General features: G+C 68.2%; 10 protein-coding genes. 5 read left to right on the top strand and 5 right to left on the bottom strand.

Going from position 1 to position 16,075, the window contains the following annotated elements; genetic code table 11:
- Positions 1–12: 12 nt before the first annotated feature.
- Genes HU772_RS12730 through HU772_RS12715 form a run of 4 tightly spaced genes read right to left on the bottom strand, consistent with a single transcriptional unit; the run spans position 13 to position 5,584 of the window.
- A complete protein-coding gene (locus HU772_RS12730; protein WP_186662731.1) occupies positions 13–1,458 on the bottom strand; it encodes a curlin in 1,446 nt (481 codons plus the stop codon).
- A gap of 20 nt (positions 1,459–1,478) precedes the next feature.
- Positions 1,479–1,949: a curlin gene (locus HU772_RS12725; protein WP_186662730.1), complete on the bottom strand. Its 471-nt coding sequence runs from the start codon at positions 1,947–1,949 to the stop codon at positions 1,479–1,481.
- A 15-nt stretch (positions 1,950–1,964) separates the two neighbouring features.
- Positions 1,965–4,205 carry an Ig-like domain-containing protein gene (locus tag HU772_RS12720; RefSeq protein ID WP_186662729.1) on the bottom strand — a complete coding sequence of 747 codons (2,241 nt, stop codon included), beginning with the start codon at positions 4,203–4,205 and terminating at the stop codon, positions 1,965–1,967.
- A 32-nt stretch (positions 4,206–4,237) separates the two neighbouring features.
- Positions 4,238–5,584: a hypothetical protein gene (locus HU772_RS12715; protein WP_186662728.1), complete on the bottom strand. Its 1,347-nt coding sequence runs from the start codon at positions 5,582–5,584 to the stop codon at positions 4,238–4,240.
- Positions 5,585–5,899: 315 nt separating this feature from the next.
- On the opposite strand from HU772_RS12715, the gene HU772_RS12710 reads away from it, so the two are divergent.
- From HU772_RS12710 to qhpG, 4 genes are read left to right on the top strand one after another with little or no spacing between them, the layout of a single operon-like run.
- A complete protein-coding gene (locus HU772_RS12710; RefSeq protein ID WP_186662727.1) occupies positions 5,900–7,816 on the top strand; it encodes a sigma-54-dependent Fis family transcriptional regulator in 1,917 nt (638 codons plus the stop codon).
- 3 nt (positions 7,817–7,819) lie between these two features.
- The gene (locus HU772_RS12705) at positions 7,820–9,547 is read left to right on the top strand and encodes an ABC transporter ATP-binding protein (RefSeq protein WP_186662726.1); all 1,728 of its coding nucleotides are present in this window, start codon (positions 7,820–7,822) and stop codon (positions 9,545–9,547) included.
- Positions 9,537–10,205, top strand: coding sequence for a subtilisin-like serine protease QhpE (gene qhpE, locus HU772_RS12700; RefSeq protein ID WP_186662725.1), 669 nt, complete (start codon positions 9,537–9,539; stop codon positions 10,203–10,205). The genes HU772_RS12705 and qhpE overlap by 11 nt, the downstream gene beginning before the upstream one ends.
- A complete protein-coding gene (qhpG, locus tag HU772_RS12695) occupies positions 10,198–11,487 on the top strand; it encodes a flavin-dependent monooxygenase QhpG (protein ID WP_186662724.1) in 1,290 nt (429 codons plus the stop codon). The genes qhpE and qhpG overlap by 8 nt, the downstream gene beginning before the upstream one ends.
- Before the next feature lie 1,018 nt (positions 11,488–12,505).
- On the opposite strand, the gene HU772_RS12690 is transcribed toward qhpG, so the two are convergent.
- The gene (locus HU772_RS12690; RefSeq protein WP_186661367.1) at positions 12,506–13,999 is read right to left on the bottom strand and encodes an aldehyde dehydrogenase family protein; all 1,494 of its coding nucleotides are present in this window, start codon (positions 13,997–13,999) and stop codon (positions 12,506–12,508) included.
- 494 nt (positions 14,000–14,493) lie between these two features.
- Here HU772_RS12690 and peaA point away from each other — a divergent pair, with 494 nt between their 5' ends.
- Positions 14,494–16,059 carry a quinohemoprotein amine dehydrogenase subunit alpha gene (gene peaA, locus HU772_RS12685; protein ID WP_225923008.1) on the top strand — a complete coding sequence of 522 codons (1,566 nt, stop codon included), beginning with the start codon at positions 14,494–14,496 and terminating at the stop codon, positions 16,057–16,059.
- Positions 16,060–16,075 lie beyond the last annotated feature (16 nt).

The raw sequence follows: 16,075 nt of genomic DNA, 5'->3' as shown, positions 1-16,075 counted from the left end.
GGGGGAAGGGAATCACTGCTGGGTAACGGTCGCCATGTTGGCATTGCCGTACTGGGTAATGGTGGCGGTCTGGCTGGCTCCACTCTGGTCGACAAAGGCCTGGTTGGCATTGCCGCCCTGGGTCACGTAGGCCAGGTTGACGCCGTCGGTCTGCTTGATGGTGGCCTGGTTACCCTGGCCGTACAGCTGGTAGGTGTAACTCTGGTTGCCACTGCCCGACTGGTCGAGGGTAATGCTGCCGCCATTGCCCGCGGCCAGGCCCTCGGCGTAGTTGGCGGTGCCGCGCTGGTCGGCGACCAGCAGGTTGTCGCTGCCGTTCTGCTCGAAGTACAGCTCGTTGTTGCTGTCGGCCTGGCGGGTCTCCATCTGGTTGCGGTTGCCGTTCTGGTTCAGCCGGGCCAGCTGGCTGCTGCCTTCCTGGGTGATGTTCACGCCGTTGCCGTTGCCCGCCTGGTTGATCACCGCGCTCTGGCTGTTGCCGAACTGCCCGCCGGACTTCGCGCCTTTCCAGTTGCTGGCCATGATCTGGTTGCCATTGCCACGGGTGCTGATGCTCAGGCTGTGGTTATCGCCGGTCTGGTAGGTGAAATGCAGGTTGTTGTTGCCCACCTGCGAGATGCTGGTCACCGACTGGTTGGTTTCGAACTGGTCCGACCAACTGGCGTTGCCGCGCCCGGTCTGGCTCAAGCCGGCGCTGTTGCCCTGGCCGAAGCTCTGGTCGATGTAGCCTTCGTTGTTCTGGCCATTCTGGTACACGCTGGCCTGGCTGGCAGACTGGTTGTCCTGCCACACCTCCAGCGAGTTGCCGCCGCCGTACTGGTTGATGCCGATGCTACCGCCCAGGCCGTCGCGCTGGTCGCCGTAGGCCCAGTTCTGCTGGCCTTCCTGGTAGATGGCGATATCGCCGTCCTGATGGGTCATGTGCTCGGCGGCGGCCTGGTTGCCGGTGCCGCCCTGTTGGATCAGGCTCCTGTTGTTGCTGCCGCCGAACAGCTGCTCGATGGTGGCGTCGTTGCCGTGGCCCGATTGCAGGGTGGTGGCCTGGCTGGTGGTCTGGGTGTCCTGCCAGATCACCGAGCGGTTGCCGCTGCCTTGCTGCAGCTGCAGTGCCTCGTTGTTGACCCCCACCGACTGGCTGGCGAAGGCGTCGTTGGTGTCGCCGCCGGCGTGCTGGGTGATCTGGCTGCCGTTTTCGTACAACTGCTCGGCGTAACCGGCGTTGAACGAGCCGGTGGCGCTCTGCTGGATATGGCTGGTGCTGTTGTCCTGCACGGCCATGTGGTTGTGGTCATGGCCGGTCTGGGTCTGGCTGGCCGAGGCGAACGGCGCCAGCGACTGCTTGACCTCGGCGATGTTCTGGTTGCCCTGCTGGGACTGGGTCGAGCTGCTGTCATCGGCCAGCGCCTGGCCGGCAAGGGCCAGGACAATGGCGGCGCTCAGGGGGGCGAGCTTGTGCATGGTGATGCCTCCAGGTCTGTCTAGCGGTACTGGGTGATGTGGATCTGCTGGCCATTGCCGGCCTGGGTCACGGTGCTGTTCAGGCCCGTGCCGCGTTGGTCGATGGTGGCGCTGTTATGGTTGCCGACCTGCTCGATGGCGGCGCTGTTGCTGCTGCCGCTCTGGCGGATCGACGCGTCGTTGCCATAGCCCTGCTGGTTGATGATCGCGCTGAGGTCGCTGCCTTGCTGCAGGATGTAAGCCTCCTGCGCACCCCCGACCTGGACGATGCGGCCAAGCAGGGCCTGGCCGTTCTGGTCGAGGGCGGCGCGGTTGCCCGCGCCTTGTTGCTCGATCAGCGCCGCTTGACCGGCGCCGGCCGGCAGCAGGCGCACCACCAGCGGGTCACCGAGGTCGCTGCCGGGGGCGAGGTCGGCGTTGTCCAGCAGGTCGTCGGCCTGTGCCTGGCCGGCGAGGGCCAGGCACAGCAACAGCGGATACAGGTGGTTCATGGCATCCTCCGGCGGCTACTGCACGGTCACGTTGACCGTGCGCGTGGTGCCCTGGCTGCTGGTCACGGTGGCCGTCGGCGCGGCGGTCGGGATCGCCGTGGTGCTGTTGCTCACCGCCAGGCGCCAGCGCCCGGTCACCGGCACGGTGGTGGTGCCCAGGGTCTGCACGCCGGTGGTGGTGGTCACCCGCACGGTGATGGTGTTGCCGGTGGTCACCGAGGAGGTGCCGCTGATGTCCCAGTTGTAGCGGTTGTTGGAACGGGCGGTGACCGTCGCCGCGGTGACCGCGAAGGTCTCCTGGGCCGGACGTGGCGACACCTGCACGGTGACCGTGCCGGGCGCGGACAGCGCGCCGAGGGCATCGCGGGCCACGTAGGTGAAGCTGGTGGTGAAAGCCGTGGTGACCGTGGCCGGTGGCGTGTAGGTAATGACACTGCCGTCGGTGCTGACCGTGCCGCGTCCGGCGGTGGTTGGCTGGGTGACGCTGGCGATGCTCAGCGGCAGGTTGCCTTCCGGGTCGGTGTCGTTGGCCAGGGCATTGATGGTCAGCGGCACGCCAAGGGTGGCGGCACTGTCGGCCACGGCGGTCGGCGGCTGGTTCGGCGCGACGTTGACGGTCACCGTGGCCGGCGTCGACTTCAGGCCCTTGGCGTCCATGGCGCGGTAGCTGAAGGTCGCCACCAGTGGCGCGGTGGCGCCAGCCGGTGGGGTGTAGGTGACGGCGGTGGTGCCGTTGAGCACCACGCCGCCCAGGCCAGTGCCGGGTTGGGTGAGGTCGCTGATCGACAGAGGCACATTGCCGTCCGGGTCGCTGTCGTTGGCCAGCAGGTTGAGGGTGATCGGTACGCCGACACTGGTGCTGGCGTTGTCGGCCTGGGCCAGCGGCGGTCGGTTCTCGGCTTGCACCGGGGCGCTGCCGACCACCACCACCGGTTCCACGTCGCTGCCGCCGTGGGCCGACTTGACGGTGATGGTCGCCGGTGGCTGGTTCAGCTCGTTGACCGTGAGGCTCTGCGCCACGCCGGCCTTGGACATGCGCCCGAACCCTTGCACCAGCAGGTCGGGCACCAGCACTTCGTCACTGGAGCGTGCCTCGATCACCAGGCGTTTGCTGGCCCAGTCATAGCGCGCGGTACTGACCTTGACCACGTCGCTGAGCTTGCTCGACAGCGAGGTCGGCCGGGTGGTGCCGGCGGGGCTGCTGGCGGTGACCACCACCAGCGCAGGCGGCACGGCCTGGCTCAGTTGCTGGCTGAAGAACAGCCCGTTGTTGTCGGCGAGCAGGCTGAATTGGCACGGCGAAGGCGGCGTGCCGACCAGCGCCAGGCCATTGCGCAGGCACAGGCTGGCGCTGTTCGGCGCCTTGGCGTAGACCTCGACGCGGGTGCCGGCGGCATTGCGCTGGTAGGTGGCGCGTTCGAGGGTCACCGGGGTCTGCTGGCGCTGGTCGAGGACCTTGCCGGAGACGGTGAAGACGTTGGTCTGGATAGTCCCAGCTGGGCCCTGGATACGCACGAAGTTGGTGTTGTTGGGGCTGCCGGTGACCGCTTCGGTGATGTTCGGGTCGCCGACGAAGGTCTCGGTGGCGCCGGTATCGGGGTTGACCGCGGTATAGGGGCCGCCGACACCGCGCAGGAACGGCCCGAGATCGCCGCTCAGGGCGCCGCTGAAGTTGCCCGCGGCGCCAATGCCGATGTCGCGGGTGATGTTGATCGCCCGGCGACCGACCTGGTTGGCGGCGACGGTGACCGTTTCCACGCCATAGGGGTGGGTGATGGTGTAGGTGCCGGCGCGCGGCACCGAGGCGCGGATGCGAATGCGGGCGAAGCTTTGCTGGTCGCCGTCGACCGGGTTCTCGGCGGCGAACGCCGCTTCCAGGCCCGCGACATAGACTTCCAGCTCGTAGCCGCTGTTGCCCACCGCCGGGATCTCGGTCTCGGCGAGGAACCAGAACATCTCGGGTGGCCAGTTGTCGGGGAACACCAAGGGCAGGGTGTCGTCATACACCCCCGGCTCAGGCAACAGCGTGCACATGTAGGCCGGCGCCCCTGGCGCGCCGGGGGCACGGGTGCTGGTGGCGCGCGACTGGCACAGCTCCAGGGCGAGGTTGGTGGAGTCCCTGTACCACATGGGGTAGCCCCCGGTGGCGAAGGTGTAGGGGCCGGGGTCGACCTCGGTCAGCGCGGCCCAGGCCGCGCTGCTCAGGGTGAGGGTGAAACCGGCGGCGCACAGGGCACGGCGTGACCAAGTGTTCATGCTGCCTCCTTGAGGGCGGGGCCTTTGTCTGTTCATGGCACCAGCACCACGTCTTCGCTGTCGCTGCCACCATTGGCGCTGCTGACCTGCACCCGCGCCGGCGGGATCGGCGAGAGCCCGGTGGTCAGGGTCTTGACCGCGCCATTGCCGCTGAGATTGCCAATCAGCGCGCCATTGCCGGTGTGGGCGGTAAGCGCGGGCGGGCTGGTCTCGTCGCTGCTGCTGGCGACCAGGGTCAGCTGGCCGCTGGCCAGGCTGTATTCGGCGCGGCTGATGGTGACCAGGTCGACCAGCGGCATGGCCGTGGTGGTCGGGGTGCTGGTGGCGATGGCCAGGCTGTTGTCGGCGGTCACCTGCAAGGTCAGCGGCAAGGTCGGGTTGAGCGCCGACTGGGCGTACCAGGCGCCGGTACCGTTGGCCTCGCCCAGGGCCAGGCTTGGGGTCTGGCTGCTCAGGGTCACGGTGGCCGGGGCCGGCGGGGCCATGACGAACACGTCCTGCTGGGCGCGCAGGTCGCCGTTCTCGCTGCGCCGCGAGTAGGTGCTGCGCTGCGGGATCAGCGGGGTCGGGCGGTTGACCGTGGACAGCTTGCCGGACACAGAGAACAGCTCGGTACGCAGGTCGATGCCGTTGGGCCCTTCGATGCGCACGAAGTTGGTGTTGAACGGGCTGCCGGTCACCGCTTCCTCGAGGTTCGGATCGCCGACGAAACGCTCGCTGGCGCCGGTGCCCGGGTTGGTTTCGGTGTAAGGGCCGTTGACGCTGCGCAGGAAGGGCCCGACGTCGCCCTTGAGCGCGCCGCTGAAGTCGCCCGGCGAGCCGATGCCGATGTCGCGGGTCATGTTGATCGCCCGCCGGCCCCCGGCCGGCACATCGAACACGTCGACGCCGTAGGGGTGGGTGACCACGTAGGTGCCGGCCACTGGCACATCGACGCGGATGCGCACCCGGGCAAAGCTCAGCTGGTCGCCGTCCTTGGGTTCCTCGGCGCTGAAGGCCGCCTCGATGGCCGAACCGTAGCTCAGGTCGATGCCCCGGGCGGCGTCGACGATCGCCGCGTCGGCGGTGAACCAGAAGGCTTCGTCGGGGAAGTTGCTGGGGAAGACGATGGGGCGGGTGTCGTCGAACACCCCAGGTGTCGGCAGCAGGGTGCACATGTACGACGGTGCGCCGGGAGCGCCTGCCACGCGTGAACTGACGGCCTTGGACAGGCACAGGTCGAGCACCCGGCCATGGCTGTCCTGGTACCAGGCGGGGAACTTGCCGGTGGGCAGGGCGTAGGGGCCGCTGTCGACCGCGTACAGCGCAGCCTGGGCTGGTAGCTGGAGCAGGCCGGCGAAGATCGCCACGGCCAGCGGGTGAGGTGTCGGTCGGTGCATGAGTTGCTTCCTCCTGCATACGGGCCCATGGGTTGGGGCGTCTGGGGAGGGATCGGCAACTGTTGTGCCAGGTTTGCCTGGATCGGGGCGGGAGGCTCTGGGGCACTGTTTTTGGCGCTGCGCTGGGGCGTCAGGCCCGGAGCCGTGGGGGGCAACAGGCCCCAGGGTTGGGGAATGGGGGAAGGCGATTTGGCAAACGCGTGGCCGCGTGCTTGCCCGCGACATGCACGCCCCTGGTGACGCCAACCCGTTTCTGACGCACACTGCCGAAAAAAACCGATGCCTCGTGCGCACGAGACACCGCTGGAGCATGCAATGGCGCGACACGACACCTCGACCCTCAACGCCAATGACCCCGTGCAGCAATCGCGCCTGGTCCGCTTGAAGCTGGCCAATGAAGGCGAACTGCCCTCGGGCATGCTGCGCGACGAGATCGACGCTTCCTGGCGGCGCAGCCTCAGCCACGGCCTGGACTGCCTGCAAGGCGAGCAGGTGGGCCTGGGCGCGCGCCAGGGCCTGGACCTGCGCACGCTGCTGGAGCACAACCGCCAGCTCATCGACGCGGTCACCCCCGAGCTGGACTACCTGGTCAAGCGCCAGGGCAAGAGCGGCATCGTCATTCTTGGCGACGCCCAGGCCAACGTGCTGGCCATCGAAGGCCAGAAACACGTGCTGGCCCGCGAGGGCCTGCGTGACCTGCACCCGGGCAGTTGCTGGAGCGAGGCGCTGCGCGGCACCAATGCCATCGGCACGGCGGTGGTCGAAGGCCAGCCGACCTTGATCAACTGCGGCGAGCATTACCTCGACCGCCTCAGCCCCTTTTCCTGCACCTCGGTGCCGCTTCGCGACCCGCGCGGCGAAGTGATCGGTGTGCTCGACGTGACCCGCGAAGGCGTCATGGCCCAGCCCCAGGACAGCCTGTCGACGCTGCTGCTGGCTGCCGGGCAGATCGAGAACCGTCTGTTCGGGCTGCAGCATGCCGAGCACCTGGTGCTGGCCTTGCACAGCCGCCCGCAATACCTGGCCAGCGCCTGGCAAGGCTTGTTGGCCTTGAGCCTGGATGGCGAGGTCATGGGCGCCAACGACAATGCCTGCCAACTGCTGCGGGTGAGCCGCCAGGCCCTGCTTGGCCAGCATGCCAGCGACCTGCTTGGCGAACGTTCCCCGGCCTTCATCGCCCGCCTGTGGCAGGGCGGCGTAAGCAGCGTACAGACTGCCCGTGGCGAGTTCTTCTTCCGTGCCCTGCAATTGCCACGGCAAACGGCGCTCAAGGGTGGCGTGACGGTGCCCCGGCCTGCGCCAACGGCCAAGGCCCAGGTCTTGGAAGCGCTGGCCGGTGGCGATGCGCGGCTGGCCCGGGCCTTGCGTATGGCCCGCCAGGGCCTGGCCGGTGGCTTGCCGGTGCTGCTGCTGGGCGAGACCGGCACCGGCAAGGAAGTCACCGCCCGCGCCTTGCACCAAGCCGGCCCGCGCGCCGACAAGCCGTTCGTGGCGGTCAACTGCGCGGCGATCCCCGAAGGGCTGATCGAGTCCGAGCTGTTCGGCTACCGCGACGGTGCTTTCACCGGCGCGCGGCGCGGTGGCATGGTCGGGCGCTTGATGCAGGCCCATGGCGGCACCTTGTTCCTCGACGAGATCGGCGACATGCCCCTGGCCTTGCAGGCGCGCCTGTTGCGGGTGCTGCAGGAGCGCCGGGTGGCGCCGCTGGGCGCCGGCGACGAGCAGGCCATCGATGTGGCGCTGATCTGCGCCACCCACCGCGACCTCAAGCGGCTGGTGGCCGAACAGCGTTTTCGCGAAGACCTGTACTACCGGGTCAACGGTGTGTCGCTGCGCCTGCCGGCATTGCGCGAGCGTGACGACCTGGTGGCGATCGTCCACGGCCTGCTGGACAAGTCCGGCGCCCGTGGCGTGAGTCTCGACCCGCCCTTGGCCGCGCTGCTCGAAGGCTTCGACTGGCCGGGCAATATCCGCCAGCTGGAGATGGTGCTGCGCACCGCCCTGGCCATGCGCGAGGAGGGCGAGACGCTGCTGACCCTCGACCACCTCACCGATTGTCTGCTCGATGAACTGGCCAGCTCCGCGGCGCCCTCGGGCAACCTGCGTGACAACGAACTTGAGCTGATCCGTGCCGCCCTGGCCCGGCACCAGGGCAATGTGTCGGCCGCCGCCGAGGCCCTGGGCATCAGCCGGGCGACCCTGTACCGCAAGCTCAAGCACTTGCGCGGCTGAGCCATGGGGCCTCTGTTCGCGCGGCTGATCGAGTCTGGCGACCCGCAGTTGATGCGCCAAGCGCTGGCCTGGCTGTACAGTTTCGTGCGCCCGCAGCGGCGCGCCATCGGCGTGCTGTTGGGGTTGTCCCTCGGCGCATCGCTGCTGGCCCTGGCCCAGCCCTGGCTGGTCAAGACCTTGATCGACCAGGGTCTGCTGGCCAAGGACTACCAGACCCTGTGGCACATGGCGGCGATCATGATCGTCGCCGGCCTGCTCGGCACGCTGCTGGCCGGGGTCAACCGCTACCTGCACACGCGCCTGTCGGGGCGCATCCTGTTCGCCCTGCGCGATGACCTGTACCGCCACCTGCAACGCTTGTCACCGACGTTCTACGGGCAGCGGCGCACCGGCGATATCCTTTCGCGGCTCGATGGCGATGTCGCCGAGATCCAGCGTTTTGCCGTGGACTCGCTGTTCGCGGCGGTCTCGGCGCTGATCGGCCTGGTCGGCGCGGTGCTGTTGATGCTGATGCTTTCCTGGCAACTGTCATTGCTTCTGGCGCTGCTGGTGCCGCTTGAGGTCCTGTGGCTGCGCTGGATGCGGCGCAAGGTCGAGCGCGAGGTGCGCAGCCTGCGCGAGCGCTCGGCGGATGTCTCGTCGTTCCTGGTCGAGACCCTGCCGGCGATGAAGTTCATCCAGGCCGCCGGCCAGCAAGGCCGGGAAGCCCAGCGCTTGGAGCGCCTGGGGCAGGGCTACATGGGGCAGTTGCTCAAGGTGCAGCTCACCGAGTTCTTCACCCAGGCGGTGCCCGGCACCTTGACCTCGTGGTGCCGGGCCTGTGCCTTCCTGGTCGGCGGCTGGTGGGTGATCCAGGGCACCTGGCAACTCGGCGCGCTGATCGCGTTTTCCACTTACATGGGCATGGCCGTCGGCCCGGTGCAGAGCTTGCTGGGGTTGTATGTGGCCGTGCAGCGCATGGCCGTGAGCCTGGGCCGGGTGATGGAACTCAGGCAGGAAGCCGTGGCGGTGCGCGAAGCCGAGACCCCGCGACCGATGCCGGACGGCCCGGGCGAATTGCGCCTGGAAGCAGTCAGCTTTGCCCATGACGGGCGCCAGGGCGCCTTGCTGGAGCAGGCTGACGCCCATATCCCGGGCGGTCTGAAGGTGGCCCTCAGCGGCGCCTCGGGTGTTGGCAAGTCGACCCTGATCGACCTGCTGCAACGTTTCTACGACCCCGATGGCGGGCGCATCCTGCTCGACGGCGTCGACCTGCGTGAACTTGACCTGGCGGCGCTGCGCCGACGTATCGCGGTGGTCAGCCAGGACATCGTGCTGTTTCGCGGCAGCCTGGCGCAGAATCTGGCCTACAGCACGCCTTGGGCCAGCCGCGCCGAGCTTGAGCAGGTGGTGCGCCTGACCCGCCTGGAGAGCCTGGTCGACAGCCTGCCGCTGGGCCTGGACGGCCTGCTGGGCGAGCGCGGCCAGCAGTTGTCCGGTGGCCAGAAGCAGCGCATCGCCATTGCCCGGGCCTTGTTGCAGCAGCCGGCGATCCTGGTGCTGGACGAAGCCACCTCGGCGGTGGACGAGGCCACCGAGCGCGAAGTGATCGGCGCCATCGACCAGCTGTTTGCCGGGCGCACACGGATTCTCATCAGCCACCGCGCCTCGACCCTGGCCGATGCCGATGTGCACCTGGTATTGCACCTGGGCCGGTTGTACTGCCAGGAACCCGCGCGCCATGGCCACTGAACAGCTGATCGGCGTGGTCGACAGCGGCTGTGCCGACGGCCAGGCGCTGCTGGGCCGACGCTTCTGGCTCGAGGACGGCGTGCTGCAAGAGGGTGAACTGCACCCGGACACCTTGGGGCATGGCAGCGCGGTCGTGGCACGCTTGCATGCCGAGGCCGGGCGCGCGCCATTGCTGATGGCCCAGGTGTTTACCCGGCAGGGCAGCACCAGCGCCTTGCAGGTCGCCGCCGCGCTGTTGTGGCTGGTGGAGCAGGGCGCCAGCCTGATCAACCTGAGCCTGGGGCTGCAACAGGACCGTCCGGTACTACGTCAGGCCTGCGCCGAGGCCCAGGCCGCCGGCGCCTTGTTGTGCGCATCGAGCCCGGCCCGTGGCGCCCCGGTATACCCCGCCAGCTATCCCGGGGTGGTAAGGGTGACCGGGGATGCCCGCTGTGCTCCCGGGCAATGGTCATGGCTGGGCACCGCGCAAGCCGACTTTGGCGCGTCCGTCGGCGCCACGGGGACTGCCGGGGCCAGTTTGGCCTGTGCTGCCTTTACCGGTCGGATCGCCGCCTTGTTGCGCGCGCAACCCGAGCTCGATCCGACCACGGCACTGTTGTGGCTCAAGCGCCACGCGGCGTTTACCGGGCCTGAACGCAAGGGGGCTGGCCATGGCTGAGGCGCGCATCCTGGTACTCGGTGCCGGCCCCGCCGGAGCGGCCACGGCGCTGGGCCTGCGGCGCATGGGCTACGCGGTGACCGTGGTATCGGACTGGCGCCGCTTCGCCGCCGTGGAGGGTGTATCGCAACGCGTGCTGGAGGGTTTGCGCCATGCCGGGCTGGGAGATGCGTTGGCGCAGGCCACCACACCGGCGACCCGCCAGGTGCACTGGAGCGGCGAGCGCTTGCAGTTGAACCAGGAGTGCCTGCTCGATCGGCAACGCTTCGACCAGGCGCTACGCGATGACTTGCGCCGGGCGGGTGTGGAGTTGATCGCAGGCCGGGTGCGTGAAGTGGCACGCCAAAGGCGCTGGCAGGTCAGCCTGGACGACGGCCAGGGGGTAGCGGGGGATTTTCTGGTCGAGGCGCGCGGGCGCCAGGCGCCGTTGGCCGAGGGGCGCCTGCGCGGGCCGGAAACGCTGAGCCTGCTCAATCTGTGGCAGTCCAGCCCCGGGACGCCGATGTCGGCGGTGGAAAGCCTGGACGACGGTTGGGCCTGGATGGCACGCCTGGCCGATGGTCGCTGCTACTGGCAGATCACCCTGGATGCCGCCGCCGCCGAGCTGCCAGGCAAGGCGCAATTGCCCGACTACTGTGCCGAGCGCCGCCGCCAGTCGTCGTTGGTGGCGCAGGTATTCGGCCCCGAGGCCCTTGCACCGGCCCAGGTGCATGCGCGCAGCAGCACGGCGATCCTGGCCGGCAGCTGCGCCGGCGCCGACTGGCTGCGGGTCGGCGATGCGGCGATGGCGGTCGACCCGTTGTCGGGCAACGGAATCTTCCAGTCGCTGTCGTCGGCATTGCAGGCACCGGCGGTGATCAACACCCTGTTGCGTCACCCCGAGCGGGCGGCATTGGCCCAGTATTTTCACCAGACACGTATCGAACAGTTGTTCCTGCGCTTCGCTCGTATCGGACGGGACTTCTATCGACAGGAACAAGGCCGCGCCGGGCAGCCATTCTGGGCACGGCGCCAGGGCTGGCCGGACGCGCAGCCATTGCACCAGGCACCGGACTGGCAAGCGGTGCGGGTGCAACCACAGCCGGTATTGCGCGATGGGCTGGTGAGCGAAGCCGAGGTGGTGGTGACGGCGGACCAGCCGTTGGGAGTCTGGCACCTGCAAGGCGTGGAATTGGCGCCGATAGTACGAGGCCTGCAGGCCGGAGCAGCGCTAGCGCGCCTGGTGGCGCCGGAACAGCAGGCCATGGTGGCGCGCTGGCTGCATGAGCAGGGTTACCGCTGAAGTTGCCAGCAGGCAACTGTCTTGCTCAAATTTCAGAAGCTTGCACTATCGCTGTGGGAGCAACTGTCTTGCTCAACTGCTAAAGCTAGCGCGGTCCCTGTGGGAGCGGCTTCAGCCGCGAACACCGGCACAGCCGGTGCCAGGCACCGCGTTGCTTGCTTCGCGGGTAAACCCGCTCCCACAGGTGTGGTGCATGCCCTGAGGTCGGCGCGGTCCCTGTGGGAGCGGCTTTAGCCGCGAACACCGGCGCAGCCGGTGCCAGGCACCGCGTCGCTTGCTTCGCGGGTAAACCCGCTCCCACAGGTGTGGTGCATGCCCTGAGGTCGGCGCGGTCCCTGTGGGAGCGGCTTCAGCCGCGAACACCGGCGCAGCCGGTGCCAGGCACCGCGTCGCTTGCTTCGCGGGCAAGCCCGCTCCCACAGGTGTGGGGCATGCCCCGAGGTCGGCGCGGTCCCTGTGGGAGCGGCTTCAGCCGCGAACACCGGCGCAGCCGGTGCCAGGCACCGCGTCGCTTGCTTCGCGGGTAAACCCGCTCCCACAGGTGTGGGGCATGCCCCGAGGTCGGCGCGGTCCCTGTGGGAGCGGCTTTAGCCGCGAACACCGGCGCAGCCGGTGCCAGGCACCGCGTCGCTTGCTTCGCGGGCAAGCCCGCTCCCACAGGTGTGGGGCATGCCCCGAGGTCGGCGCGGTCCCTGTGGGAGCGGCTTCAGCCGCGATCACCGGCGCAGCCGGTGCCAGACACCGCGTTGCTTGTTTCGCGGGTAAACCCGCTCCCACAGGTGTGGTGCATGCCCTGAGGTCGGCGCGGTCCCTGTGGGAGCGGCTTCAGCCGCGAACACCGGCGCAGCCGGTGCCAGGCACCGCGTCGCTTGCTTCGCGGGTAAACCCGCTCCCACAGGTGTGATGCATGGCCTGAGGTCGGCGCGGTCGCTGTGGGAGCGGCTTCAGCCGCGAACACCGGCGCAGCCGGTGCCAGGCACTGTGTTGCCAGGTTCGCGAGCGAACCCGCTCCCCCGCATCAGAGCTTCATCATCACCGCCTTGAGCTCGGTGTAGTGCTCGATCGCCGCCGCGCCCATCTCGCGACCAACGCCCGACATCTTGTAACCGCCGAACGGCAGTGCCGGGTCCAGCGCGCTATGGCAGTTGACCCATACCGAGCCGGACTTGATCCGCGGGATCATGCGGTGCACCGCCGCCAGGTCGTTGGACCAGATGCTCGCGCCCAGGCCATAGGGGTTGTCGTTGGCCAGGCGCACCACTTCGTCGAGGTCATCGAAGGGCATGGCCACCAGCACCGGCCCGAAGATTTCTTCCTGCACCAGGCGGTGGCGCTGGTCGACATCCACCAGCACCGTGGGCTTGACGAAGTAGCCCGGGCCAAAACCTTCGCCGCCGCAGGCCAGGGTCGCGCCCAGTTCGCGGCCCAGGTTGATGTAGCCGGTGACCCGGTCCTGCTGCTTGGCCGAGATCAGCGGGCCCATCTGCACCGAAGGATCCAGGCCGTTGCCGAGCTTCATGCCATTGGCAATACCAGCGATATCGGCCACCACGTTGTCGAAGTGCTTGCGGTGCACGTACAGGCGCGAGCCTGCGCAGCACACTTGGCCCTGGTTGAAGAAGATCGCCGAGGCGGCGCCGGCGGCGGCTTCCTGCAGGTTGGCATCGGGCAGGACGATGGTCGGCGACTTGCCGCCCAGCTCGAGGGTGACGCGGGTCATGTTGTCCATCGCCGCCTTGCCGATCAGCTTGCCGACCTCGGTGGAGCCGGTGAAGGTCAGCTTGTCCACGCCAGGGTGGCGGCTGAGGGCAGCGCCGGCATTCAGGCCGGTACCGGTGACCACGTTCAGCACCCCGGCCGGGTAGCCGGCTTCGTCCACCAGCTCGGCGAGCTTGAGCACGCTCAGTGGGGTTTCGTCGGCAGGCTTGAGGACCATGGTGCAGCCAGTGGCCAGGGCCGGGCCGAGCTTCCAGCAGGCCAGCAGCAGGGGGAAGTTCCAGGCGACGATGGCGCCGACCACGCCCACGGCTTCGCGGCGGACGAAGGCGTGGAAGTCACCGTTGGGCATCAGCGGCATCGAGGGTTCGACCGTGCTGCCTTCGATCTTGGTGGCCCAGCCGGCCATGTAGCGCAGGAAATCGATGGCCAACTGCACATCCATCACCTTGGCCACCACGGCGCTCTTGCCGTTGTTCAGGCATTCCAGTTCGGCCAACTGCTGGGCGTCGCGCTCCATCAGCTCGGCCAGGCGCCACAGCAGGTTCTGCCGCTCGCGCGGACGCATGCGGCTCCACGCCGAGTCGTCGAAGGCCTGGCGCGCGGCCTGTACCGCGCGGTCCACGTCCTGGGCCTCGGCCGAGGGCACTTCACCAAGCACTTCCCCGGTGGCCGGGTTGCGGAAGGTCATGGTCTGGCCACTTGCGGCATCCTGCCACTCGGCGCCGATACGCATCTTCAGCTTGCGCGCCAGGAAGGCGCGGGTAGCGGGGAGGATCGGCAATTCGGTATTCATGAGACGGTGCCTCTTGGCTTTTTGGGTGTGGCCAGTGCTTTGGCAAGGCCCGTGCCAAGGCCCGCGAAGCCAGGCAGAGGCCCGCAGGCAAGGGGTTTTGCCGCCATCCGGGCAGCCAGGGCAACGGTCTGGGTGTCGCAGATTGAGACGGCGCGAGACAGGGCGCCTGGCGCGGTAACCCGCAGCCCCCGGAAACGCTGTCTCAAGGTCAGCCCTATTGCCGGGGCTGCAAAGCGACCCCGGCAAATTCAAGTCGGACGTCAATTCACAACACCTTGAAAAGGCGGTGTCTCAAGGTGATACACCCCGTCGCGAAATGGCACGCCCCTCAGTCATCAAGCCGCCGGGAATCGGCACCTGGTCTAGGCTCAAACCATTGACGCAGAAAAGGTTTGGCGCACCTGGCACAGTTCCTGTATTGCCTCTGTCACATGCACCGCGCAGTTCCCAGGCGGGCGAATAACGATAAGAACAATAACCGTGGAGGTCTGACCTTGAAGACGACTCGACTCCGGCGGCAGGCGGGCACACTGGCGCTGGTCGCCACCGCCCTGTTGTCCGCCCAGGCCATGGCGGCCGAGCAGGGCCCGAGCCTGTTGCAGAGCAAGTGCATGGGGTGCCATATCCCCGAGGGCAACGACAGCTACAGTCGCATCAGCCATCAACGCAAGACCCCCGAAGGCTGGCTGATGAGCATTGCCCGCATGCAGGTGATGCATGGCCTTTCGATCAGCGACGACGACCGCCGCACCTTGGTCAAGTACCTGGCCGACAAGCAAGGCCTGGCCCCCAGCGAGACTGACGGTGTGCGCTACGCCATGGAGCGCCGGCTCAACACCGTCGAACATTTCGACGATCAGCTCAGCCAGATGTGCGGGCGCTGTCACTCCGGCGCCCGGGTCGCCCTGCAGCGGCGTCCGGCCCAGGAATGGGAGCATTTGGTCAACTTCCACCTCGGCCAGTGGCCGTCCCTCGAGTACCAGGCCCAGGCCCGTGACCGCGACTGGCTGGACATCGCCCTCAAGCAGATGGTGCCGGACCTGGCCAAGCGCTTCGCCCTAGATAATCCGGCCTGGGCCGAATGGCTCAAGGCGCGGCCCGAGGCCAAGACCCTGGCCGGGCAATGGGCGTTCAGCGGCCATATGCTGGCCAAGGGCGATGTGCGCGGGGTGATGAGCGTCAGCCCGGGGCAGGGCGATACCTTCCAGGTCGAGGTCAAGGGCGCCTACGCCGACGGCACGCCGTTCAACGGCAGTGGTTCGGCGATCCTCTACAACGGCTATGAATGGCGCGGCAACGTCAAGGTGGGCGAGGCCAACCTGCGCCAGGTGTTCGCCGCCATCGACGGGCGCATGCAGGGCCGCATGTTCGAGGCCGAACACGACGAGCGCGGCCTGGACTTCAGCGCCGCCCAGGCCGGCCAGGGGCGCCTGCTGGCGGTGCAGCCGGCGTTCATCAAGGCTGGCAGCGACAGCGAGATCACCTTGGTGGGCAGCGACCTGTCCGGCAAGCCCGACCTCGGCGCGGGCGTCGAGGTGAGCGAGGTGCTGGAGTCGACACCGACGCTGATCCGGGTCAAGGCGCGTGCCGCAAAGGATGCCGCCGCCGGCCTGCGGGAAGTGGCCGTTGGCGCGCTCAAGGGCGCGCAACTGGCGGTGTACGACCAGGTTGACGAGGTCAAGGTGGTGCCGGCGTTCTCCATCGCCCGCATTGGCGAGAACGGCGCCTCGGTGCCCAAGGTCCAGGGCCGCTTCGAGGCCGAGGCCTGGGGCAAGGATGCCAACGGCCAGGCGCTGCGCATCGGCTATTTGCCGGCGACCTGGAAGGTCGAGCCGTTCAACGAACGGGCGGTCGAGGACGAGGACCTCAAGTTCGCCGGCACGATGCAGGCCGATGGCGTGTTCGTGCCCGGCGGCGCCGGGCCCAACCCCGCGCGCAAGATGATGACCAACAATGCCGGCAACCTGAAGGTGATCGCCACCCTGGCCGACGGCGGCCAGCAGGGCGAAGGCCATCTGATCGTCACCGTGCAGCGCTGGAACAACCCGCCGCTGCCATAGGCATCAACCTGACCAC

The sequence above is a fragment of the Pseudomonas xantholysinigenes genome, from assembly GCF_014268885.2.
GTDB lineage: Bacteria > Pseudomonadota > Gammaproteobacteria > Pseudomonadales > Pseudomonadaceae > Aquipseudomonas > Aquipseudomonas xantholysinigenes.
The sequence above is the reverse complement of the archived record's forward strand: the minus strand, read 5'-3'. Positions and strand labels throughout refer to the sequence as shown.